Source organism: Neobacillus drentensis, assembly GCF_036966985.1.
GTDB lineage: Bacteria > Bacillota > Bacilli > Bacillales > Cytobacillaceae > Neobacillus > Neobacillus drentensis_E.
In genome coordinates, this window is record NZ_JBALSN010000329.1 from 1 (window position 1) to 25,289 (window position 25,289).

Consider the following 25,289-nt stretch of genomic DNA (forward strand, 5'->3'; position numbering starts at 1 on the left):
TTTTTCAACTTTTCTATTATAATACCTATTGAGAAAATGCCCATTTAAGGAAGCAAGGACCTGCTGAAATAGCATACCGACAACCACTGGAACCGCTACTGCAGCTGGAAAGTAGGAAACCGCAATGACTGCACCTGCACTGATATTTCTCATGCCCCCAGTGAAAGTCAGCGAAATAACATTGTCGCGTCCACCTTTAAAAAATTTCCCTATTAAAAACGAAAACAAGTAGCCCGTTAATGCGATCATAAAGACTGTCAACGTAATACTAACTAATTTAAGATTAATATTCTTTAAGTATGGTGCCACTACTGCCCCATTAAGCGTGACCACAAAACCCAGGCATATTTTTGAAAAGGGAGCAAGACGTGTTCCCAATTGATCTTTAATTTTCCCCTTGGTCACTTGGTTTAAATACATACCTATCAGCGAGGGAATAACAACCATTCCCAATAGTCCCTTCATAATACTGACAAAGTCCATCTCAATGGTTTCGCCCATAAATAATGATAGCGAATAAGGAACAATAATGGGTGAAAGCAAGGTATCGATTAAAATAATCGATAAGACGAGAGGAATATTCCCCTTGTAAATAGCCACCCACATGAAGCTTGTGACTCCTGTCGGGATTACCATTCCTAAAATAAGTCCCGTAATCGTATATATATCACCAGAAAAGAGGACATGACCAACACTCCAAGCCCAGATCGGCATAAGAATATGGAGGATTAACATCGCGATAAAAATGGGAAACGGATGAACAATTACCTCCTTTAACGAATGGAAATTGGAGCTTAAACTTCCTGCGAAGGTCATAAATGCAAAAATCCACGGAATTAAGAAAGATAAGTCCTTTAGATAGATGCTGAATATTACTCCAGTCAATACACCAACTGGAGTGATTAATGGCATAATTCTTTCTAGTTGTTTATTTATCTTTTGCAGCATGTTGAGAATCTCCCTATCGTCTTAAAGCGAACTTACATATGTCTTTCAACCAGTAAGTCCATCCTTTTAAAGACGTCACTTTTTACTTATAAAGAATACCATACTTTCTTTCCTTCCTGTATCAAGCAATCTATAAATCTTTCGAAATACGAAAAAATATACATGTCAAATATCTACTAAAGATGTATAATAATTGCAATCTATTTACATTGTAATTGAAATGAGAAAGAAGTGAAGCAGTTGGCAAAAGCGCAAAAATATCAGATATACATGCTATTAGTATTTGTAATGGCCACATGGGGGCTGAATGTCATTGCGACGAAGATCATTGTTACGGCCTTCATGCCGGAGACCATTACAGCACTAAGGGTATTCACAGCGGGCATCAGTGTATTTATCATCCTTGGTTTTTTAAAGAAAGTCAGGCTGCCCTCAAAAAAAGAGTTTCGCTATATTTTTTTCGCATGCTTTTTTAACGTGGTATGCCACCATTTCTTTCTGTCACTTGGGTTATTAAAAACTTCTGCAACAAATGGAGGACTTATTTTAGGACTTGGTCCCTTGCTCACGACAATTATTGCCTTTTTCTTATTAGGAACTAGGATCACGCTGATTCGATTGTTGGGAATCATGATGGGCTTTATGGGTGTTACGTTTATTGTAATATTTGGAAGTGGCGGGGTAAGTACCGTCTCTAGTGGAGATATTTATGTGTTCTTGGCAATATTCGCGCAGGCATTTAGTTTTAGTATAATTAAAAAATGTTCCGATACGTTGGATCCGCGCTTGATGACAGGTTATATGCTGGTAATTGGGTCTGCCATATTATTTATCATTAGCTGTTTTACAGAACCAAATGGGCTGAAAGAAATTTCTCATGGTTCTGTCAGCGTTTGGATGATATTTTTTGCTTCCGCCATTATTGCCACGGCGCTTGGTCATATGATTTACAATAATTCCATCGGTAAAGTGGGTGTAGCTGAATCGGCTATTTTTATCAATTTCAACCCGTTCTTTGCCTTGATTGGTGCAGTTATTTTTCTCGACGAGCAGATTACTGCATCGCAAATATTTGGTTTTATCTTCATACTTGTAGGTGTTTTATTTGGGTCTGGTGCATTTGAGGAATTCCTATCTCAATCCAAGCAAAAAAAGAATCGATTATATTTGAATAAAGTAAAGGACTTGCATTAGTGTGACTCAGGCTTGGGTCACTTTTTTTATCCCCAAGAAACTCAAACCCAATACGCCTCAAGTCTTAGATATAAATAATTCTCTGGCTCATTGAGGAAAGTGGGAGGATTTCTTATCCTTAACTAGAAGATGTAAGAAAAAGGGGATGGGAAAAGTGAAAAGAATTATCTTTCTGTTATTGGTGATCACTGGATTATATATTCTGTATAATCAAGTTTCTACGTTTGATTGGTTTAGTAAAACAAATAATAATTCCACACAGTCGGCAATGACAGAGGATATTGATGTCATTGAAGTGGATATTTCCAGTGTCAGCGCCACAATTATTCCAGAGGATCGAAAAGATGTGAAAGCCATTTACAACGGTAAAGATAAGCTTACTGTTAGAGAGCACGGAGACACCATCGAGGTTTCAGTCAAACATAAGGGATTTGGTTGGTTCGACTGGTCTCCTTTCTCAAAAAAGAAGAAATTAAAAATCTATATCCCAGAAGATTATCACCGCAAAATGAGCATCAGTTTAGGTTCGGGGAATGTTATTTTTTCAGGACAATCCAAAAGTAACCCGTTAAAACTAGACGAACTAAAAGTTGATATTGGTTCAGGTAACATGGACCTAAAAAACATGATGATCAACAAATTTGAACAAAATGTAGCGTCGGGAAATGTTGATATTAAATCACTACAAACAAAAACTGGATCGTTTGATGTAAGTTCTGGCAGCCTGGATGTGAAGGAATATACTGGTGCCATTCAAGCAAATGTTTCCTCTGGGGAAATTGATTTTCAAGTAGATCAACTGACAGATTCGATTGATATTGAGGTTAGTTCTGGAGATGTAAAACTTGACCTTCCTAACAATGCGGATTTCACATTAGACGGAGATGTTGCTAGTGGAGATATCATTTGTGAACTGCCATTGACATCAAAAAATATCAAGAAAAGAAGCATCGAAGGCATCCATGGCTCTGGTAAATACAAAATAGACCTGGATGTGTCCAGCGGAGATATTAGAATCCGTTAAGTTTCAAATGCGCGTGGATGTGCTAATCCATGCGTTTTTTTATTTTATTCCTAAAAGGAACCTTAATCCGAAAAATATCATATTTTATTCTGGCTTGCGTTTTAAATATGGAAGGAGAGTTACCATGTATTACCACCCACACCAATATCCAGTCTATCCTCCATTGTCTGCATACCCGCCTCAAATTCTGTTTCAACCGTATCCAAGGAGTTATCCGCCCGTAGATGTAAAAATATTTGAGAGCTCAGTCAAGTCATTTCGTCTATTAATGGACCAAGGGAGTATTTTGTTAGATCGCTTAGGAGATGTTGGCTTTGCTCGGAAAATGATGAGTGCAGCCCAGCAGGGTAAAAAAGCGGAAGTTGATCATTTAATTAGTTCCGTTGGATTAAAAGTACCTGTTGAAACCCAATTTACACCATCTGGCGTCCAATTCGAACTCTACGCCTCACCGCACCCAAACAATCCTGAAAGCTGCTGCACATTAAAAGTGTCGATGAAATGGGGGAAGTAAAGAAATATTTATCAAAAAAGTGGTATCCCCATCACACGCGGATACCACTACTTTTTTCATCACTAGATAAAAGATATCTATCCCTCTCACTTTTAATCATGGGAAGGAGAGTCAAAAAGTTCCCTCTTTTTGCATTAGTTTTCTAGTTCCTTGGATCCACAAAATCAGGATAATCAGTTATAATTCCATCTACATTCATTTTCAAGAGAAAATCTGCCGCTTCATGGCTGCGCACAGTCCAGGATTGAATTTTCATACCGTTTGCGTGTACTTGATTCACTAATTCTTCCGTTACAATTCCGTAGCTTGGGTTAAAGTAATCAGCGTATGCAGCAAATTCCTTTAACGATTGTTCAGATGTGTCCGCTCTATTCGATGTAAGGACACCAATCGGTACTTTAGGCAACAGACTATTTGCCTTTTTCATGGATTCAAAATTAAATGATTGAATAATGATTTTTTCATTTTGCGGTTTATCCAAGTTTCGTTCTTTTAATTCTTGGGCAACCATTTCTTCAATTCCAGGATAAAGCTCAGGGGACTTTAATTCTATTAAAATACCAATTTTCCCATGATATCGGTCAAGAATTTCATCGAAAGTAGGAATCTTTTCCCCTTTAAATTGTTCCCCTTTCCAGCTGCCTGCATCAAGGCTCCTGATCTGGTCAAATGTTAAGTCTTTAACATACCCTGTACCATCAGTTGTTCTATCAACCTTTGTATCATGAATGATGACCAATTTCCCATCCTTGCTTCTTTGAACATCAATTTCAATATAATCTGCTTTCATGTCTACCCCTTTATCAAAAGCAGCAATGGTGTTTTCAGGCGCATATCCTGATGCACCGCGGTGGGCAACGGTATCCATTTGTCGTAACTCCCCAGTTGTTTCTGCAGCAAAAGCCTGCTGAAACGGACTAAATAATAAAGTAAAAGCAAGACCAGCCCCTAATAAAGTTGTTTTTCTCATTTTTCCTCATCTCCCTTTCATATGTGTACTACATAGAAAATTGTATGAGAAAAATGTTAAGTCACTATGGTATTCACATATAAACATTATTAATATTATGTAAAAAAGTATAGGTACTTGTTCATTCCATAATTTACAAAAAAGCCATTCTTTTTCCTTTTGCTAAATAAAAAAGCAGAAACCGGATTTAACGGTCCTGCCCAATATACGCTCTACGATATTCCTTCAGGGCAGGCCCGTAACCTTTTTCCCCCTAATCTATTACTTCAATAGGTATATTCTTGTTTCATAAGGTTTTAATGTGAAATTTTTCCGTAATTTCTTATCCACACCGTCATAATTATGAAGAACAAGTTTAGACGTAGAAAAAGATAAACTTCCCGGGATACGGTACCTGGTCGTTTTTTCACTGAAATTGTTAATTACAATCGCTTGTTGATTTCCTAATTTGCGCGTGTATACAAATAACTTCGGATGATTTGCTGCTAACAAATCGTAGGTGCCATAAACAAACACTGGATTTTCTTTTCTCAAGCGAATTAATTTTTTATAAAAAGATAGGATCGAGTCTGAGTCATTTACTTGTGCCTCGACGTTAATCTCTGTGTAATTCGGATTGACCCCAAGCCAAGAATGCCCCGCTGTTGTAAATCCACCTTTATTGGTTGCATCCCATTGCATTGGTGTCCGCGCATTATCCCGTCCCTTTTCCCAAATAACTTTCATAATTTCTTCATGGGAACGTCCTTTTGCCGTTTCAACATGATAGTAGTTAATCATGCCAACATCGTTGTAATCATCAATGGAAGGGAATTGGACATTCGTCATCCCGATTTCCTGGCCTTGGTAAATAAACGGGGTACCCTTCATTAGAAAATATAGTGCTCCTAGCATTTTGGCACTCTCTTTCCAATACTCCTTGTCATTTCCCCAGTTAGAAACCCGTCGCGGCTGATCATGGTTTTCAATAAATAAGGCATTCCAGCCTCTGCCTTCCAAACCTGTCTGCCATTTGGTTAAAATCTTTTTCAACTTACGTACATCAATCGATCCTTCTGCATCCTTATCCCACAGATCTAAAAATTCGAATTGAAATATCATATTAAAATAGCCGTTTTCTTCGCCTACCCATTGATCTGCCTCATCTAGTCCAACACCGTTCGCTTCCCCAACGGTCATAATATCATAGTTTTTTATGGTTCTTTGAGAAAATTCTGTCAGGAACTCATCAATTCCTTCCACATTCATCATTTTAGGAAAACAAGGCACGTAATCTAAATGGTCTGGGTTTGGCATATCAGGGAATCCTGGTTCTTTTTTAATATGTGAGATGGCATCTACACGGAAGCCGTCAATCCCCTTTTCCAGCCACCAGTTCACCATATCGTATAAAGCATCCCTGACCTCAGGGTTTTCCCAATTCAAATCAGGCTGACGTGCGGAGAAGATGTGCATGAAATACTGTTCGGTTTCTTTATCATATCTCCAAGCAGGCCCACTGAAAATCGACTCCCAATTGTTCGGTGCCTTTCCATCTTTGCCATCTCTCCAAATGTACCAATCTCTTTTCGGGTTGTCTTTAGAAGAACGAGATTCGATAAACCATGGATGTTCGTCGCTCGTATGATTGATGACCAAATCAAGGATTAATTTCATCCCACGCTGATGAACGCCTTCAAGCAGCTCGTCAAAATCGGCCATTGTCCCGAATTCATCCATAATATCTTGGTAATCGGAAATATCATAACCATTGTCGTCATTTGGTGATTTATACATGGGTGAAAGCCAAATTACATCGATTCCTAACTCTTTTAGGTAATCTAATTTGGCCGTAACACCTTTTAAATCACCAATTCCGTCCCCATTGCTATCCATAAAACTACGAGGATAAACTTGATAAGCGACACTTTCTTTCCACCATTTTTTATTCACTAGTACACCTCAGTTCTTTCAAGTAAATCTATTCATAAAGATTGGGCAGCTTCGATTTCAAGTGATTGATGCTGATTTCAATGCTTTCAAACGGCGTACGACGGCTCATATCCTGCTCGACCACCCACCATTCAACACCGGCATCTTCACCTGTAGTTAATACTGCGTCAAGATCAACACCACCGGTTCCAAGCTCCGCGAAAAATTGTTCCGCATCGGTTGTCATGTCTTTTAAGTGAATGAGCGGTGTTCTATTTTTATACCGATTGATCCATTCCATCGGTTTTTCACCTGCTTTTGTCAACCAATAGATATCAAATTCAGCTTTTACACGGTCTTTGTTTGTATCATCAAAAATAGCTTCCAGTGCCATTCTTCCATCAGACAAGCGGGCAAGTTCAAAATCATGATTATGGTAACAAAGGGTAATCCCTTCACGCTGGCATGTTTCACCCACTTGATTTAATATTGAAATCAGCGCTTGATAATCCTGTTCGCTGCGGCGATCTGGCATTAAGTATGGGCAAACCACATATTTACTATTTAATATTTCCATTTCTTCAATAACTTTAGACAAATTGTTTTCCAACTGCTCAAGCGGGACATGGCTGGCCGCGGCCCGAAGACCAAGATCATCTAATAAGGTTTTAACTTCCTGCGCTGACAATCCACCATAACCAGCGAATTCCACACCATCAAACCCCAGCTCTGCCACTTTTTTCAGTGTGCCCACAAAATCCTTTTCGCTTTCTTCACGTAAAGTGTACATTTGAACGGCAACTGGTATGTTTTTCTGCATTACACCCACCACATTTGGGAAACCGATTCCTCGATTAAGACTGATTTCAAATTGGTTACTGCCCGATTGAAACCTTCGTTAATTGACATAATTGGATCCTCATGTTCAATGCTGACCACATAATCATAACCATAGGTACGGAGTGCACTCATCATATCAGACCATTCTTTTAGGCTATGCCCACAGCCAACTGAACGGAACGACCATGCCCTCGTTTTGACTTCCCCATAAGGCTGCATATCCGTTAATCCATACATATTCACATTTTCCTGATCAATGTATGTGTCTTTGGCATGAAAATGATGAATCGCATTTTCCTTTGCCAAAATTTTAATCGCCGCCACCGGGTCAATTCCCTGCCACCATAAGTGGCTTGGGTCTAAATTAGCGCCAATGGCATCACAGGTTTCCTCACGAAGCTTTAAGAGTGTATATGGGGTGTGAACTAAAAATCCTCCGTGAAGTTCAAGCCCTATTTTTACGTTGTGGTCCTTGGCAAATTGGCCAACTTCCTTCCAATAAGGAATCAGTTTTTCTTCCCATTGCCACTTTAACACATCGCCATATTCATTCGGCCAAGGCGTAACCGGCCAGTTTGGGTATTTAGCTCCCTCATGGTCGCCTGCTGTACCAGAAAAGCAGTTAACAACCTGGACTTCCAGCAATGAAGCAAGTTTAATTGTTTTTATGAGTGTTTCGTGCGAGTTTTTAGCAAATTCTGTTTCAGGTGAAATCGGGTTTCCGTGACAGCTGAACGCGCTGATGATCAGTCCGCGTTCCTCTACTTTTTGGATATACTGTTTCCGGGCCTCTTCACTTTCTAATAACGTGTCTAAATCACAGTGATTGTTTCCAGGATAGCATCCCGTTCCGATTTCAACTGCATTCAGTCCAGCTTCTTTGACTGTATCAAGCATTTCCTCGAATGATTTTTCAGCAAATAATACGGTAAAAACTCCTAGTTTCATAATGAATTCCCCTCTCAAGAATTGTTCTTTTTTATACAACAGACCCTTGTAGATATTAATAGAGAGATGGCGGCCATGTACGGTCCACCACCTCTAAAATTTAATGTAAAATTATCGTAGCTCACTAACCTTAACAATTTGTTTCGTTTCATTGGATTGTAGTGCTGCCAAGATCACCTCTAATGATTTCTTACCTTCCTCACCAGGGACAGGCGTCTCTTGGTTCTGAATAACAGCATCCACAAAGTGATTGATCACATGCGTGGTCCGTTGTCCACCCGCATCATTTGACTGAATTTTTCCAAGCTTATAGTTAACTACATCTCCGTTGGCATACTGAACAACAAGTGAATTGTTTGGATCGTCCTCTAAACGAAGAATCGCTTTTTCACCATAAATAATCGTCGAGTTATCTTCTTTGCTGACATAAGCCCAGCTTGCGGCAAGTGTTCCGATAATTCCGCTCTCAGTCTTTAATACACAAACCGCATTGTCATCGACATCCGCAAAAGTTTTGGCACTTGTTTCAACAAAAGAGCCAACTTCGGTAATTTCTTCGCCTAGTACATACCTTAATAAGTCGGTCTTATGGACTCCTAAGTCCCCCATTGCGCCAACGAAGGCTTTATCCTTATCAAAAAACCAGCTGTCTTTCCCATCTACACTCCATCCCTCAGGACCGCCGTGTCCGAATGCTGTGCGAAAACTATAAATTTTGCCGATTTCACCGCTTGCAATCAACTGACGTGCTCTTTGGTGTGATGGTACGAAGCGCTGATTATGCGCAATCATTAATTTTTTTCCGCTTTCTTCGGCTGCAGCAATCATCGCTTCTGCTTCCTGTTTTGAAGTGGCCATTGGTTTTTCACAAAGAACATGAAGCCCTGCATTTAAAGCAGCAATCGAGATTGGGGCATGAAGGTAGTTAGGTGTACACACGCTAACGGCATCGACCGTTCCGCTGCTTAATAATTCTTCATAGTTTGTATAGACAGCGACATCATATTGCTCTGCTACTTCTTTCACCCGGTCTCCATTGATATCACAAACTGCAACTAGCTCCACATTTTGATTGGCTAAATATTCAGGTATATGGCGATGCTGAGCAATACTGCCGCATCCGATAACTCCAACTCTTAACTTTTCCACTATTTTTGTCCCCCTTGGATTTTTTCTAATGGTTTCGCATTTCCATAAACAGGACGCTCCCTTTTAACTGGCGCTGCCCATTTTACAGCATTAATAATCACGCGTTGGATCTGTTCGTTATGGTAAGTCGGATAAGTTTCATGTCCCGGTCTAAAATAAAATACCTTTCCATTTCCACGTTTGTAGGTGATTCCGCTGCGGAAAACTTCTCCGCCTTCAAACCAGCTCGTAAAAATTAGCTCATCCGGCTGGGGAATATCAAAATGTTCCCCGTACATTTCTTCTTTTTCTAATTCAATATATTCAGAGATTCCTTCTGTTATCGGATGGCTTGGGCTCACAACCCAAAGGCGTTCTTTTTCATCCGCTTCCCGCCACTTTAAATCACAGCTGGTACCCATTAATGTTTTAAATATTTTTGAAAAATGACCAGAGTGAAGAACAATCAGTCCCATTCCATCGAGAACACGCTGTTGAACTTTTTGAACAACCTCATCATTCACTTCTCCATGTGCTAGATGTCCCCACCACACTAAGACATCAGTATTAGCTAATATCTCATCGGTTAAGCCATGCTCCGGTTCGTCAAGAGTAGCCGTTCCTGTTTCGATGCCTGCAGATTGAAGGAATTGGGCGATAGTACCATGGATACCTGTAGGATAAATATCCCTGACCACTGGATTTTTTTGTTCATGACGATTTTCATTCCATACTGTTACTTTCAACATGATGAACGACTCCTTTGATTGGTTACTTTATAGTTAATTTTAGAGATAGATAGAATTAATGAAACGGCTTACATTGACAGATAGGGTGGAAAATATTGAACTCCATCTAGGGTCAGCGTTTTTCCCCCTTAGTGGTAAATGAAACCATTCCATAAGTCTCTACATAAGATCAGCTTTGTAAAAATCAAAATCCTTTATGACTTCATTGGTTTCTGCTGCTTTGAATATGGTTTCAATTAATTTTGAGACACGCAGCACTTCCGTATTTTTAACAATAGGTTCCGCTTTTCCTTCAATAACGGAAATAACATTATCGTAAAAGCTTTCCATCGTTGATTCCACTTCTGGTAAATCGGAGGTACTGACAGCCGATTCTGACGGCGGAGCCATAGTTTTCGTTAACCCTTGCCCTGCCTGAATTGGTTTTGGGGCCTCAATAGCTATACCGAAGTTTTGGGTCACTATCTTCCCTTCTATGCTCCAATTCTCTATTACTGATGTTCCAGCAGTCCCTTTAACATACCATCTTGGTAATTGGATAAAATTAGTTGTCCCGACTTCAATTAAAGCTGTAGTGCCATTTTCAAAGGTGATGATTGTTTGAAAGCCATCATCCACTTCATCCCCTAGAACAAAACTTAAATTGGCGTACACACTTGCAATCTTACTATCTACCATAAAGAGTAGCTGATCCAGTAAATGAACACCCCAGTCTAACAGCATTCCCCCGCCGGGTGCTTTCAGATGGCGCCAATCTCCCGGAATTCCATTAGCTCCTTGGACACGTGATTCTACATGAAAGATGTCACCGATGATATTTTCATCGTAGATTTTTTTGATCGTCAAGAAATCTTTATCCCACCGGCGATTTTGATGGACCACAAATTTGCGCTTAGTCTCTTCAGCAACTTCGATAATTTCTTCGAAATCTTTACTATAAATTGTGACGGGCTTTTCACAAATGACATGCTTGTTTGCATTTAGAGCCGCAATAGCTAATTCTTTATGGACATCGTTTGGCGTTGCAATCAGAACGAGGTCCACTTCCTTATCAGCTAAAACTGCAGCGTAACTTTCATACGCTTTATACCCATCCGCCTCGGATGCAGCACTTCTTTCTTCCAAAATATCAAAAGTTCCATACACGTTTATCGCTTGATTTTCTTTGAGTAATTTCGCGTGATAGCTGCCCATACCGCCATAGCCAACAATAACTAAATTATAGGTTTTATTTGTCATTTTCTTTCTCCTTCTAGAATAGATTACTCATTACTTATTTGATTCCATCTTAAACTTTGTCTCTACAAATAAACATAGATGATATAATTAAAACATCGACTATTTTGCTATTTTATTTTTTCTGAAGGTGGGCATATGATGACAAATATATTATTCTGCGGCTATTCCTTTCACACAAATGGATATCATGCCCAACATAAATCCGGATACCCTTCGTATCTTTTTCGCCTGCAATCAGAAGGTGTCTGTGAAGTAGTGGTGAAGGGAAGAAAAATGGAACACGAGAAAGGAGACCTTCTCCTCATTAAACCAGGGGATCATTATGAACTGCTGGTTAAAGCGGGACAAAACAGCGGGGACTATCACATAGTCTGTGAAGGAGCTTGGGTGGACGAGTGGTGGAGCCGTTCCGCTAAGCCGCCTGTCTCCCGAATCGATCTTGATGAAAAACTGCTCTCCTTATGGCGTCAAATCATAAACGAAAAACGCCGTCCATCCTCGAGCCAAAACGAAGAACTCACCGGTTATTTGCTGCGAGCACTCTGTTTATATCTGGAACGAGGTGTCAACGAAACGGTTCCTACGTTCAACCACCCGTATACCGTCACACGGATGATGAGGTACATTGAAGAGCATGCCCTAACAGCATTTAAAGTGGAGGATGTGGCACGCCATGCTGGTCTTAGCGTTTCGCGTTCCGTTCATCTTTTTAAAAGCAGTGTCGGGAAAACGATGATCGAATATGCCTTAGAAATCCGTTTATCCGCTGCAGTCGAGCGAATGAAATACACATCCATGACACTTGAACAAATTGCCGAAGATTGCGGCTTCGGCAGCTATCCTTATTTTCACAGGGTATTTCATAAGAAATATGGCATGGCCCCTGGGGCGTATAGGCGTCTGGAATACTAGAATTCAAGAACAGTAAATAGTAATTGAATCAGTTATTAAAAGCAGACGGTATAGCGGGAATCTTTTATAGATTCTCGTTACCATCTGCATTTTGATCATCTATTGTTATAGGAATTTGGTGACTGCATGATTGACGTTCAACCAATTTATGTGGAATGATAATGCGCTTTGTCGGTTCTGTTCTATTTTCGATTTTTTGAATTAAACTCCTGGATGCTTGATATCCTAGTTCAAAAATATTAATATCAATGGAAGTTAAGGGTGGTTTTGACATTTCTGATAAAAGGACATTATTAAAGCTAACGACAGAGATTTCTTCCGGAACCCTGATTCCCAGCTCATCTAATGTGCTCAGTACACCTAGTGCCATTAAGTCGTCAACCACCGCGAGCGAAGTGGGGCGTTGTTTAAGCGCCATTAATTCACTCACCGCTTCTTGACCGCCTTCCCGAAGGAATTCTTCATGAAGGATATATTCATTTTTTATAGGAATGTTTGCCTTTTTTAAAGCCTGCTTATACCCATTCAAACGGTCAACTGTAACCATTAGCTCTAGACTTCCGCCAATAAAAGCAATTTTCCGATGTCCATGGTCAATTAAGTATTCAGTAGCCTCTCTCATTGCACGAACATTATCATTATCAACATGTGTAATTTCTTCTGCATCTTTAGAAGGTTTTCCAATAACAACAAAAGGAAAATCCCTTTCTCTTAAATACGAAATGGCTTTATCCTCCACCTTGGAATTAAGAAGAATCATCCCATCGACTCGTTTTCCCTGAACCATGTGGATGACTGCTTCAAATATTTCCTCGTCTGATTTTCCAGTCGTCATATGCATGGCATATTTTTTATTATGGGCACTTTCACTGATTCCCTGTAACACCATTGAAAAAAAAGGATTCTGAAACACCACATCACCAGAGCTTGGCATGACAAGCCCGATTGTTTGGGTAGATTGAATGGCAAGGCTTCTGGCATTTTGGTTAGGATGATACCCTAGCTGCTCCATTGCTTTTTTAACTTTTCGTTTCGTCGCTTCACTGATTCGCGAATTATTGGCAATTACTCTTGAAACAGTTGATGGGGCTACATCTGCAAGCTTTGCCACATCCTTAATGGTAACAGCCATTTTCTTCTCCCCTCTCATTCGAAGTTCATTGATTCTTACTACTAATTTTAAAATAATAGAAACGATTATTTTTGCATATTCCAACATTTACGAAAACGGTTGCACAATCCACTCTTTATTATAAAGGCTTTATAATCAGTTATACAGCTAAAAAATAAAAGACCACTCGATTTCAATAACGATATATCAGAAAATTTAGATTTTATTTCTGATTTTCTATTGAATTGCGCTGAGAAATAGATATAATTAATTTTGAAAACGATTGCGCAAACGTTTGCACAATACGACAGTCTCCTAAGCATCTTACATACGATTTTTTGTGCAATTTCATGCAAACGGTTTCCTAGATTAATAGAGTAAGGGAAAGGAGATTTTTCATGAAGAGAAAGCAGAAATCACTTCTGTCACTTGTTACAGTAGTTGGACTAATTCTTCAATTATTTTCTGGACTTGTGACAAGTCAAACAGCCAAAGCGGCAGAAACAGAACCAAAGCAGGTTGTACTTGTTGGCAGTCTGCAGGCAGTTTTAGGGAATTCAGGAGATTGGGATCCATCCTCTTCCAAAACGCAAATGGCTTACCGAGGAAATGGTTTGTATAGCTTTACCGGCACACTTCCGGCAGGAGCATATGAGTACAAAATCGCCATTGGAGGAAGCTGGAATGAAAATTACGGAGACGGCGGCGCGCCTGGCGGAAACAACATTAAACTAACTCTGACCGAACAAAAAGAAGTCACCTTCTACTACAATGACAATACCCATGCCATTGCTGATAGTACCCATTATACACTTTTGGCAGAAGACAAGATGCCTCGTTTAGTTGGAAGCATTCAACCTGCCATTAAGGCAGGGTCTGCCTGGAGTCCGGCAGACTCAACAGCGTTAATGGAGGACACCCATTTTGACAATATCTATTCCTTTACTGCAAAGGTACCTAGAGGCAGCTACGAATACAAGATTGTATTGGGCAAAGACTGGACGGAATCCTACCCTGCTTCAAATGAGAAGCTGAATGTACTCTCTGATACGACAATCACATTTTTCTATAACAACCAAACAAAAGAAGTTTATTCAGATTATAAACCTATTGGATCTGATGGCATGATAGATAAGAATGCTCTTTATCATGATTCATGGGACCAAGTATACCGGACGCCGTTTGGGGCAATTCCTGCAGGGAAACCCGTCACATTACGGGTATCGGCTAAAAAGGGTGACCTAACAAGAGCCAGCCTGTATGTGAAAAACTATAATACAGGAACAACAAAGGTGCTTTCAATGAAAAATGCAGGCTGGACAGACACAAAGGACAAAGGTGCCATTGAGTTCTGGGAAGCCACCTTTACACCGTCTGACAAAGGAGTTCACGGCTATAAATTCATTGCCGGGGATCAGGATACAACGGTGGAATACGGAGAAGACACACAGGATGGGCATACCGGTAAAGCGGAGGATAAAAATGCAGGTCTCTTCCAATTGACCGTTTTCGACCCGGGCTATCAAACACCGGATTGGATGAAGGAAGCTGTTGTTTATCAAATCTATCCTGATCGTTTTTATAACGGCAACAAAGCAAATGACCATGTAAAGGATCAGATTGGAGCCCGAGGCAGCCAGCCAATAGAACATCCCGACTCCTGGTCATCCTTGCCTGATAATCCATATGAACAAGGCACTGGCTCCTACACAGGGGACGGAGAATTTACAAACGACTTCTTTGGCGGCGACATTGCTGGTATTAAGGCGAAGCTTGATTACCTTCAATCACTTGGCGTCAATACCCTATATTTAAACCCAATTGCACTTGCACCGTCCAACCATAAATATGATGCAACAGACTATAAACAGGTGGATCCGATGTTTGGCTCGGAAAAAGAATTCGAGGATTTCGCCAAGGAATTGTCTAAACGGAACATGCATCTGATTTTGGACGGGGTATTTAATCATGTGGCTGATGATTCCATCTATTTTGACCGCTACCACAAATATAAATCAGTGGGTGCCTATGAATACTGGTCTCGTATTTACGATTTAATGAATGACGAAAAATTGTCTGAAACTGCAGCTAAGGATAAGGCCAAACAGCAACTCATGGCTGAAGGACAAAACTTTAGCCCATACGGATTTGAAAACTGGTTCCATATTGAAAATGTTAAAGTTCCAAATGAAAAAGTCAACGGTGTTTCGACGGGTGAGCATTATAAGTATGAAGGCTGGTGGGGATACGACAGTCTTCCTGTATTCGAATCCGTTAATGGTACAAAGGTTAACCATCCAAGTGAACTTAACAACACAGCATTGGCAAATTATATTTTTTATGACAAGGACTCAGTAGGAAAAACTTGGATTAATCAAGGTTCATCTGGCTGGCGCCTGGATGTAGCTAATGAAGTGGACAGTTCCTTCTGGCAGGAATTCCGCAAGCAAATGAAGTCCAAGACTATGATAGGAGCCGGAAAAACACTTCAAAAAGATGAAGAGCCACTTATTCTAGGTGAAATTTGGGATGATGCATCCAAGTACTTCTTAGGGGATCAATATGACTCAGTCATGAACTATCGTTTCCGTGGAGCCATTTTGGATTACTTAAAGAACGGTAATGCTGCTAATGCACAAAACACACTTCTCGCTATACAGGAGGACTATCCAAAGGAAGCTTTTTATGCCCTCATGAACCTGATGGGATCCCATGATACAGCTCGGGCAATCTTCCTGTTAGGCAATGGAACGGATACGTATTTCAGAGCGGAACAAGATCCGAACTACAAATACGATGAAGGTGTGAAGCGATTGAAGCTGGCTTCTATCTTGCAAATGGGTTACCCTGGAGCACCAACCATTTATTACGGAGATGAAGCGGGTCAAACAGGATCCAAAGACCCAGATGACCGACGCACATATCCGTGGGGGAACGAAAACAAAGACCTCATTGCACACTATCAAAAGATTGGTCAAATCCGCAATGAAAATGCTGACCTATTCGCTCATGGCGATCTGCACCATTTATACGCAAAGGGTGATGTGTTAGCCTATGTCCGGACAAAAGAAGCAAAATCTGGCCTTGTCATTATTAACAGAGGGAAAACCACACAAACGGTTGATATCGATACAAAAGTGCTGCTCGCGAATGGTCTTCGTTTTGTGGACCAATTGGACCCTAAATATGTGACTACAACGAAGGATGGCAAGCTGTCATTAACAGTTCCAGCAGAGTCCGGAAGAATGTTAATAACGGTTAATGATGTTAAACAACCACAGCCTGTTAAAGATGTTACCGGCACAGCTGGTTCTAAGGAGGTTACTTTAAGCTGGACAGGAACAGGTACAAAATACAATATCTATCAATCTACAGTTTCAGGTGGATTATGGACAAAAGTGAAGGAAACTACAGGTACATCTGTGAACATTTCCGATTTAAATAATGGTCGTACCTACTATTTTACTGTGACGGCCTTGAATGAAAGTGGTAATGAATCTGTACCTGCTGCCTCATCCGGCCTTGTGCCTCATTACGATGCTGCAAAGGCTAGTATTAAGGACCTGACTACTTTAGACAACGGGGAACTGAATCTGGCACAGACCTCCAATGTTAAAGCAGCTTTTTACCTGCCAGGTGCGACAGAAACTGGTGCAGCAGAAGGAATCACGGCCAATCTCCAAGTAAGAATGAAAGGCCAAACCGCTTGGACATCTTACCAAGCCTTGTATAATGGCCAGGCTCAGGGAGACCAGGCAAATGAGTTTCAGGGAGGCTTTACAGCGTATGAGGCGGGCAAATATGAATACCGAATGGCCTTTACGCCCGATTTAGGGAATACATGGGTTTACTCAGCTACTGGTGAAGTGACCTTTTCACACAGCACGTCTGATACTACCCCGCCTGCTAATGATGTTATTTTGGACACTCCGATCAAGGAATCCGGTCAGGTCAACTTGAACTGGAAACTCACGCAGCCGGATCAGCCATTTAAAACGGTCATTTACCGTGACGGCCAAATTCTTTCAACATTAGAAGGCAATACCACTTCCTTCCGTGATTATCAAGTAGCAAATGGTACCACTTATAAATACCAAGTTCGTGCTTATGATCAGGCTGGAAACTATGTGGATTCAAACATAGTAAGTGTAACACCGGAAATTGTTATGGTACAAGTAACCTTTAAGGTGCATGCACCGGATTACACTCCATTGTCAGCTCAAGTCAATATACCAGGCAGCTTAAATGGGTGGAATACTAGTGCTTGGTCTATGAGCCGGAATGGCGCTGTGACGCCTGATTGGGAATACACAGTGGAGCTTGAGGAAGGAACAGAGCTTACGTATAAATATACAAGGGACAATAGCTGGGATCATGAAGGTTTGGCAGATCATACGCCATCTGATCATTCGGATGACGATATCAGTAACTACGGCTATGGTGCCCCAGGAACCGATATGAAAATTGTGGTCACGAACCAAGGCAACAACAAAATGGTGGTACAGGATACGATTTTGCGCTGGATTGATATGCCGCTGGCAGTCAGTCAAATTGATGTGAATGGTACGACTATGACCGTCAATGGGAATGCGATTAAGGGTTCTGACTTCACCATCAATGGGGAAAAAGTGACAGTCGGAAATGATATGAATTTCACTCAATCCTTTACCCTTCAAGCAGGACAGACACAAGTACCTGTTCATATCGAACCAACTGACTCCACAAAGTCCACCATCTTTAAAGAGGACGGCGGTTCTATTAGTAAGAATACAAAGAACTATGTCATCGATGTCCTAACAAAAACGATAAGCGAGACCAAGTAAGTGGTCATCGAAAAGGTCTGCCGGGATCATGGCAGACCTTTTTTGCCGAAAGTTAAGAAAAGCGACTTGGTATTAACATCAGCTTTCACATCTGTTGTTTCCGCATAAAGCTCGATTATAGAATCTTTGAATATGCATGGAAATATACATTAACTCTGCATCAGGATATTTTATCCGGTATTTCCCCTCCAAAAATTGGCCAACCTCTTGTGCGCAGGCAAATGCTTCTTTAAAATTTTCCTTGATCATCGAAGCCATTTTTTCATCATAGTCATGGTTCGTCCTATCTGATAATAGACTTTTGAGCGAAAATCTTAAATGGGTAATTAAACGTTCATAGGACATCGTATCTTCCACAATATTGATATTTAAACAACTTTCAATGATTCTCGTAATTTCTTGAATAGTCGTAGTAATGTCAATCGTTTCTTGCATATCTCCTGTATTCATCTTGGCTGTATGGATATGCATCGCAATATTGCCTACTTCATCTTCGGGAATTTCTACTCCCAGTTTTTCTTCTATTAACTTCTTTGCCCAAAGTCCGATTTGAAACTCCTTAATATAAAGAATTTTAATTTGATCAAGCAGGGCATTTTTAATGGCAATGTCATTTGTTAATCGTTCAATGGCAAAGGATAAGTGATCCGAAAAAGCGACATGGATATGCTCGTTTATTGTGACGCCCAATTCCTTTTCTGCATAAGAGATAATCTCTTCCGCTATTTGTATATGTTCTTCTGGTAAAAGTTGCAGTATTTCTTGAAATTTTTCATGCTCATTTGCATCCTTCATAACAAAAACTTTATCAATTTTAGCTTGGTTGACCAGATCATTCTTTCTTTTCTGGAATCCTATTCCTTCTCCCATTACGATCTTTTCTCCGTCCATGTCTTTCACTACAACCGCACTATTATTTAAGATTTTGTTAATTCTCATCTCTTTCACCTTCCCTCTTTTGCTCTTGCATTGGCTGTGAAATCTTGACTACTTACTCGGTTTCTTCCTTCACCCAAAGAATCAAAGTAGCTATGAATGCGGTTATGACAGAGATTCCAAGTCCAATCAGGTAATGCATTAAATTGGAAAACCCTAATGGAGCTACAATAGCGATCATTGGAATTCCTGTTAGGCCATAGGAGTTTGCTACTACATGAGTAAGAACCACATACACTCCTCCAAAAGCACCGCCTATAGCTGCACCTATAAATGGTCTGAACAATCTTATATTCATCCCAAACATAACCGGTTCAATAATGCCTAAAAATGCTGAAAAAGATGAAGGGATGGCAATTTTTTTCAGTCTCTCATTCTTTGTTTTAAAAAATACGGCTAACCCCGCTGCTCCTTGGGCCATGTTGGCCATTGACCAAATTGGCAATAAAAAGTTAACACCTATCTTTGGATTTGCTAGCAATTCCATTTCAACTGCATGTAAAGTATGATGCAGACCCGTTACCACAATGAGAGAATATAATCCGCCAAATAAAAACCCGGCGAAAACCCCTCCAGATTTATAAATAAGCTCAAACATATTTGTCATCATGTCACCAATGAATAATGAGATAGGACCTATAATTAAAAGTGAAATAAAACCAATCGATATAATGACTAGAAATGGGATTAAAAATAAATCCAATGAACTTGGAACCATTTTCCTTAAGCGCATTTCGAGCTTACTCATAAAAAAGACAGAAAGCAAGATCGGTATTACTGTTCCCTGATACCCTATTAAAGGAATATCAACTCCTAGAATCTCGATATATTCCGGTACTTTATATCCAAGCTTGGCAGGATTTAATAGCGAAGGGTGAGTTAAAATCCCGCCTATCACTGCACCCAGGATGGGATTGCCGCCAAATTCCTTGGCAGCACTAAAACCAATCAATATCGGCAAAATAATAAAGGCGGCACTTGAAAAGATATCGAGCATTCTCATTAATGAGCTTTCAGGCGGTGCCCACTGAAACACCTTGATCATTCCGATCAGTCCCATTAGTAAACCACTTGCAACAATAGCTGGAATAATCGGAACAAAAATATTGGACAAAGTCCTGGCAAATCGAATAAAAGGATTCATTCTCACCTTTGGCGGTTCTGCAGGAGAGATGCCAGAAACAGGAGTCAGTTTTGTTTCAAGTATGGCCCTGTATACTTTATTGACAATCCCGGGGCCTAAAATAATTTGGAAAAGTCCCATTCGGGAAAAGGTTCCATGTATACCGTTCAGTTTATCGATTCCAACTTTATTAACCTTGCTTTCATCTAAAAGTTCAAAACGCAAACGAGTCGTGCAATGGGTCATATTCATAATATTTTCTTTCCCGCCTAATAGCGGTAATAATTCTTGCGCAAAATCTTTTGCTTCTTTCCGTTCGTCTTGAATGTTCATCTTCCACCTTGAATTTATGAATTGAATGTTTCACATCATGCAGTAGATTGATTTTCAGGTAAATAATGACAAATATTTTCATAATGCACAGTGGCGTTCAGTAGAAAACTGAACGCCACAACTGTGTCTTATTTAAAAACCCCTTGCTGCTTTTCATGAAGAACCTTGGTTTCATCACGTGTGATCGATATTTTTAAAGACGGTGCCAGCATTCCACCGAAATGCTCCATTTGATACTCCGATGATTGCTCGCCAACCTCATCCATATCTTTACCGTCCACATTAACATAATTCACAAAACTTGTGACAGTGCCATTTGGCATTACCATCCAAGAATACGCTTGATACGGATTATCCGTAGGATTTGCAATGACAAGCCCACTATCATTTAACGGTTGATAGCCTCCAAAAAGAGAGTCTGAAGTAAATCCATATAATCCTTCCGGTGCGTCAAGACCGGATGCAAATTTCTCCGTATGTGTTTTTGCAAAAAGATAGTAGCTGTTTCCTTTGACGATGACACTAGGCCGCTCCAGTTCGTCATTGACATAATTTGCTTCTAATAGAGGCGGCAGCAATTCAAATTTGGATAAATCTTTATTGGTTGCTTTGGCAATACCAATGCTGCCATTAAAAGCTTTTGAACTTTCAGGGGTTACATGGTTCTGACGGAATTCCTCCGAACCAATAAATTCATTATTATATGGACGGTCTGCAAGCTTTCCTGCAGTGTTTGCTTCAAATAACAAATATTGCTCCCCAGTTTTTGGATCCTGGAAAAAATACGGATCGCGGAATGCATAGGAAGATTCTTCATTCCCTGTTTGTTCCTTTGTTTGATAGTATTTCCCATCGGCCTCAAGAATTATTTGATGTTTGGACCAATTCTTAAAGGACACACCTGTGTTTGTTGTACGAACATCAGCCGTTGCAGTTGCCAGCCGCTGATCATAGCTTAGCCCGGCTTCATTTTTTTGCCCCGTTGCTGTGTAAAAGATTTGCAATTTCCCATCTTTATTAACGATGGAACTGCCAGCCCATTGCCTGGACCCCAATGCTTCTCCTGCTTTAAAAACGGGGCCGCCAGACTCCCAGCTCTTTCCGTCATTTGAATAGAAATATTGAATTTGAGCTAGATCATGGCGTTTTCCAGGAAGGACATCCTTCTGTACCGATAGGGCGAAAATAATTTTAAAACCATTTACTACAGCGGGATGACCGTTCAAATCCTGCAATGGCCATGCATCCCAAATATAATAGTCTGATGAAAGTTTAACAAGCTCATCTTTATTAAATGTCGGGGCTGTATTTTTATCATTGATTGTTAGATTGCTAACATTTTCTCTGGTCCAGTTGAATGTATCTGCATTTTCTTGGGCAGAAACGGTTGAACCAACAATGGGTATGAAGATAATAAAAAGTCCGATAATAGCTGCTATGATAGATTTGCTTTTTTTAACTTTGTTCCATTTCATGAAAAGTGTTCCCCCAAATGCCTTCTTACTTTTGGCTTTGTTAAAAACTTTGTTGATTAACCATAAATTTTAAGAGACCGATAAGAGTTCAGGAACCGGTTCCACAAGCGCTTATACGGTCTCTTAGTGAGCGATTGGAGCGCGGGAACCGTTCAAATCATTTCCTTATTGTTTTATCCAGCCAGGTGATAACTCTTTTGCGATTTTTGTTGCATCACCTTTGATTGATAGCTGTATCGTAGGAGCCAACGTGCCTCCAAAATGGCTAAATTGGAATTCTGGTGATTGATTTCCAACATCACCAATTGACATGTCGCCTAAATCGCCAAAATGAGCAAACCCGACGACATTCAAATTAGGAAGGACAAGCCATGAATACGCTTGGTATGGGTTTCCTGGAGGATTCGCTAAAACCAAACCACTCTTATTCAGCGGCTGATAACCACCAATCAAGGTATCGGAAACAAATCCATACATCCCTTCAGGTCCTTGCAGCCCTTCAGCATATTTATTGATATGGCTGTCAGTAAATAGATAATATTTTTTATCTTTTACTACAATATGCGGGCGTTCCAATTCTTCGTTGACATAATTTGCTTCCAAAAGAGGAGGCAGCATTTTTAGATTGGAAGGATCACCATCCACTACCTCTGCGATACCAATGTTCGCATTGGCATGAACAGCTCCCGCAGGTACCGGGTTATTGCTTGTATACTCGGAACTTCCGGCATATTCTTGTTTAAATGTGCGCTCCCCTACGGTACCGCCTGAATTTCCTTCAAATAAAATATATTCCTTATCCGTTTTTGGGTCTTTAAACCACATCGGATCACGGAAAGCATAGCCGCCGCCTTCGCCTTGCTGAGCTTGTTCCTTCGTCTGATAATACTTACCGTCCGGCTCTAAAATGATCTTGTGTTTGCCCCAATTTTCAAAATGAACTCCATTACTATCAGCAATAATATCACCGGATGCCTCAGCAATACGCTGCTCAAATGTCAATCGCTCTTCCCCTCTATGGCCAGTTGCCGTATAGAAGGCATGAATTTTCCCATTATCGACCATGGCAGATCCAGCCCATTCACGGGAACCTAATGAAGCTCCTTCTGGGAAAAGTGTCCCGCCAAGAGTCCAATCCTTACCATTTTTCGAGTAAAAATAGCGGATTGTTGCAATGTCATGTACTTTTCCAGGAAGCACATCATTTGGAGCAGATAAGGCAAACATCACTTTCCAGCCTTTTACGGAAGCGATATTTCCATCACGATCCAACAGGGGCCATGTGTCCCAAATATGGTAATCAGGTGATAATTTCTCTAGCTTACTTATATTTGTATAAGGTAAGGTATTATCTTGATTAAGTTCAATTTTTGACACCTGTTCCCGTGTCCAATTTGTCGTTAGCCCTGTTTCTTCCGCTTTTACAGAAAGTCCTGAAAAAGTTGAGACAACAACACTTGCCGCTAAAACGATCGCAGAAACAGCTTTCTTATTCATAACGGTCATCCTTCTTTCTCCTTTTCGAGTTATCATTATCGATTTGCCCCAAATGGTTTAATTTCGCCCGCTTTACCTTCTTTTACAACTTCAGATGTTTCTCCATTCAGCTTCACTTTTAGAGTTGGGGCGAATGTACCGCCAAATTTCACATTGCCGTTCTCATCCTTCGGCTCGTTAATAAAGCTGATTACCTGCTGGTCTGGAAGAACCATCCAAGAATATGCTTGATAAGGGTTTTCCTTCGGATTCGCAATAACAAGACCACTTTCGTTCATTGGTTTATAGCCGCCGAACAGCCCTTTGCCAACAAAACCATAAACACCATCAGGACCAGTCAAGCCAGGAGCATAAGTAAAGGTATGGCTGATGGTAAATAGATAATAATCATCTCCGTTTACTACCATGTGCGGACGTTCCATCTGGTGATTGGTTCCAACCGACTCAAGCAATGGAGGAAGAAGCTTCAATTTGGTTACGTCCTTATCAAGTACTTCGGCAATCCCGATATTACCGTTATACAATTCGGCTCCGCCAGGAACGGAATGGGTTTTGCGGTATTCTTCATCACCGATATTTTCCGGTTTGATAAAGTCTCTATCGCTTCCAGCTTGTCCTTCGAAGATAATATAGTCTTTGCCTGTATTCGGATCCTGGAAGAAGAATGGATCACGGAATGCCGTAATAATCGGACTATTCGCTTGTGCAAGTGTCTCATAATATTTTCCATCTGCCTCAAGAATGACTTGGTGTTTCCCTTCATTCGTCAGATGAACTCCGTCTTTATCCGTTTGAATATCAAAGGTTGTTTTGGCAATACGCTGTACGGCTCTTTTATCCCATCCATTGTTATCCCAATTTGTTTTTTCACCGGTTGCCGTATAGAATAAATGCACTTTTCCATTGTCATCCAGCATTGCTGTACCGGCCCATTGCATATGACCCAGGGCTTTATTATAGTCATAAGGGATTCCTGCGTACGTCCAATCTTTGCCATTTTTGGAGTAGAACATGCCAATTCTTGCTTCTGTATGGCGCTCACCCCATCCTAAAGAGCGCGGTGCTACCAATGCAAAAGCCACTCGGTAGCCATTGACAATCGCCATTGAACCATCTCTATTTTGTAATGGCCATGTATCCCATACCCATTGATCAGGTGCTACAAGATCAAAATTAAGATCAATTTTCGGTGCTGTTGTTTTGTCTGTTGGCATTACTTTTTCTGCTTGCTGACGTGACCAGATGGATGTGTAATCTGTACTAATTTCCGCTGCAAATGCAGTTGATACTGACAGGCAATTGGCAGCAACAACGGCTGTCAAAACCAGCTTTTTCAATTTCGATTTGTTACGATTTTTCATTTCCATTTCCCCTAAATCCTCCATTTTTCGCGGGAACATTGTGTCCGTTAAGAATTTTTCGTCTATTCAAACTAGTTAAAATCCTTTTTCGAAGGACAAAAAAAGACCTAAAATGTATAAGGGTACGTCTACCAAAAAGGTACACTTCGCCCTTCATACACTTTAGGTCTTGCCTGCTTTACCAGTCACAATCCCGCATAATTTTGTTTACAGGGAACATTATATTCTGTTCGACAATTTCCTACAATAGGAT

General features: G+C 40.4%; 19 protein-coding genes. 5 read left to right on the top strand and 14 right to left on the bottom strand.

Features of this window, described 5'->3' with window-relative positions; all coding sequences use genetic code 11:
- Positions 1 to 948 (bottom strand): bile acid:sodium symporter family protein (locus V7659_RS20560; RefSeq protein ID WP_335541865.1); only part of this gene is annotated, 948 nt, incomplete at its 3' end.
- 231 nt (positions 949 to 1,179) lie between these two features.
- On the opposite strand from V7659_RS20560, the gene V7659_RS20565 reads away from it, so the two are divergent.
- From V7659_RS20565 to V7659_RS20575, 3 genes are all read left to right on the top strand, one after another.
- Entirely contained in the window at positions 1,180 to 2,142 is a 963-nt protein-coding gene (locus V7659_RS20565) for a DMT family transporter (RefSeq protein ID WP_420491751.1), read from the top strand.
- A 145-nt stretch (positions 2,143 to 2,287) separates the two neighbouring features.
- Positions 2,288 to 3,166 (top strand): LiaG family protein, encoded by an 879-nt coding sequence (gene liaG / locus V7659_RS20570; protein ID WP_420491752.1) that lies wholly within the window; start codon positions 2,288 to 2,290, stop codon positions 3,164 to 3,166.
- A 124-nt stretch (positions 3,167 to 3,290) separates the two neighbouring features.
- The gene (locus V7659_RS20575; RefSeq protein ID WP_335541871.1) at positions 3,291 to 3,680 is read left to right on the top strand and encodes a hypothetical protein; all 390 of its coding nucleotides are present in this window, start codon (positions 3,291 to 3,293) and stop codon (positions 3,678 to 3,680) included.
- A gap of 142 nt (positions 3,681 to 3,822) precedes the next feature.
- Here the strand turns inward: V7659_RS20575 and V7659_RS20580 are convergent, their stop codons facing one another.
- The 7 genes from V7659_RS20580 to V7659_RS20610 all read right to left on the bottom strand — a co-directional run bounded on the left by V7659_RS20580 (position 3,823) and on the right by V7659_RS20610 (position 11,465).
- A complete protein-coding gene (locus V7659_RS20580) occupies positions 3,823 to 4,650 on the bottom strand; it encodes a glycerophosphodiester phosphodiesterase (protein WP_335541872.1) in 828 nt (275 codons plus the stop codon).
- A gap of 261 nt (positions 4,651 to 4,911) precedes the next feature.
- Positions 4,912 to 6,582, bottom strand: coding sequence for a glycoside hydrolase family 13 protein (locus V7659_RS20585; RefSeq protein ID WP_335541874.1), 1,671 nt, complete (start codon positions 6,580 to 6,582; stop codon positions 4,912 to 4,914).
- 28 nt (positions 6,583 to 6,610) lie between these two features.
- Positions 6,611 to 7,381, bottom strand: coding sequence for a sugar phosphate isomerase/epimerase family protein (locus V7659_RS20590; RefSeq protein WP_335541876.1), 771 nt, complete (start codon positions 7,379 to 7,381; stop codon positions 6,611 to 6,613).
- On the bottom strand, positions 7,381 to 8,349 hold the full coding sequence (locus V7659_RS20595; RefSeq protein WP_335541878.1) for a sugar phosphate isomerase/epimerase family protein: 969 nt from the start codon (positions 8,347 to 8,349) through the stop codon (positions 7,381 to 7,383). Before V7659_RS20595 ends, V7659_RS20590 begins: the two co-directional genes overlap by 1 nt.
- 111 nt (positions 8,350 to 8,460) lie before the next feature.
- On the bottom strand, positions 8,461 to 9,498 hold the full coding sequence (locus V7659_RS20600; protein WP_335541879.1) for a Gfo/Idh/MocA family protein: 1,038 nt from the start codon (positions 9,496 to 9,498) through the stop codon (positions 8,461 to 8,463).
- Positions 9,498 to 10,226: a ThuA domain-containing protein gene (locus tag V7659_RS20605; RefSeq protein WP_335541881.1), complete on the bottom strand. Its 729-nt coding sequence runs from the start codon at positions 10,224 to 10,226 to the stop codon at positions 9,498 to 9,500. Before V7659_RS20605 ends, V7659_RS20600 begins: the two co-directional genes overlap by 1 nt.
- Positions 10,227 to 10,385: 159 nt before the next feature.
- Positions 10,386 to 11,465 (bottom strand): Gfo/Idh/MocA family protein, encoded by a 1,080-nt coding sequence (locus V7659_RS20610; protein ID WP_335541883.1) that lies wholly within the window; start codon positions 11,463 to 11,465, stop codon positions 10,386 to 10,388.
- 135 nt (positions 11,466 to 11,600) lie between these two features.
- Between V7659_RS20610 and V7659_RS20615 the strand changes: the two genes are divergently transcribed.
- A complete protein-coding gene (locus V7659_RS20615) occupies positions 11,601 to 12,377 on the top strand; it encodes an AraC family transcriptional regulator (protein ID WP_283877583.1) in 777 nt (258 codons plus the stop codon).
- 64 nt (positions 12,378 to 12,441) lie between these two features.
- Here the strand turns inward: V7659_RS20615 and V7659_RS20620 are convergent, their stop codons facing one another.
- The gene (locus V7659_RS20620) at positions 12,442 to 13,509 is read right to left on the bottom strand and encodes a LacI family DNA-binding transcriptional regulator (protein ID WP_335541885.1); all 1,068 of its coding nucleotides are present in this window, start codon (positions 13,507 to 13,509) and stop codon (positions 12,442 to 12,444) included.
- A 377-nt stretch (positions 13,510 to 13,886) separates the two neighbouring features.
- Between V7659_RS20620 and V7659_RS20625 the strand changes: the two genes are divergently transcribed.
- Positions 13,887 to 18,311 carry a pullulanase X25 domain-containing protein gene (locus V7659_RS20625; RefSeq protein ID WP_335541887.1) on the top strand — a complete coding sequence of 1,475 codons (4,425 nt, stop codon included), beginning with the start codon at positions 13,887 to 13,889 and terminating at the stop codon, positions 18,309 to 18,311.
- Between the two features lie 78 nt (positions 18,312 to 18,389).
- On the opposite strand, the gene V7659_RS20630 is transcribed toward V7659_RS20625, so the two are convergent.
- The 5 genes from V7659_RS20630 to V7659_RS20650 form a co-directional block, all read right to left on the bottom strand.
- A complete protein-coding gene (locus V7659_RS20630) occupies positions 18,390 to 19,250 on the bottom strand; it encodes a PRD domain-containing protein (RefSeq protein WP_335541889.1) in 861 nt (286 codons plus the stop codon).
- A gap of 52 nt (positions 19,251 to 19,302) precedes the next feature.
- Complete coding sequence (locus V7659_RS20635; protein ID WP_335541891.1) at positions 19,303 to 20,703, bottom strand: sucrose-specific PTS transporter subunit IIBC; 1,401 nt, start codon at positions 20,701 to 20,703, stop codon at positions 19,303 to 19,305.
- A gap of 128 nt (positions 20,704 to 20,831) precedes the next feature.
- Positions 20,832 to 22,178, bottom strand: a complete 1,347-nt coding sequence (locus tag V7659_RS20640; protein WP_335541893.1) for a glycoside hydrolase family 68 protein — start codon at positions 22,176 to 22,178, stop codon at positions 20,832 to 20,834.
- Between the two features lie 165 nt (positions 22,179 to 22,343).
- Positions 22,344 to 23,684 (bottom strand): glycoside hydrolase family 68 protein, encoded by a 1,341-nt coding sequence (locus tag V7659_RS20645; protein ID WP_335541894.1) that lies wholly within the window; start codon positions 23,682 to 23,684, stop codon positions 22,344 to 22,346.
- 26 nt (positions 23,685 to 23,710) lie between these two features.
- A complete protein-coding gene (locus tag V7659_RS20650; protein ID WP_335541896.1) occupies positions 23,711 to 25,036 on the bottom strand; it encodes a glycoside hydrolase family 68 protein in 1,326 nt (441 codons plus the stop codon).
- Between the last annotated feature and the right edge of the window lie 253 nt (positions 25,037 to 25,289).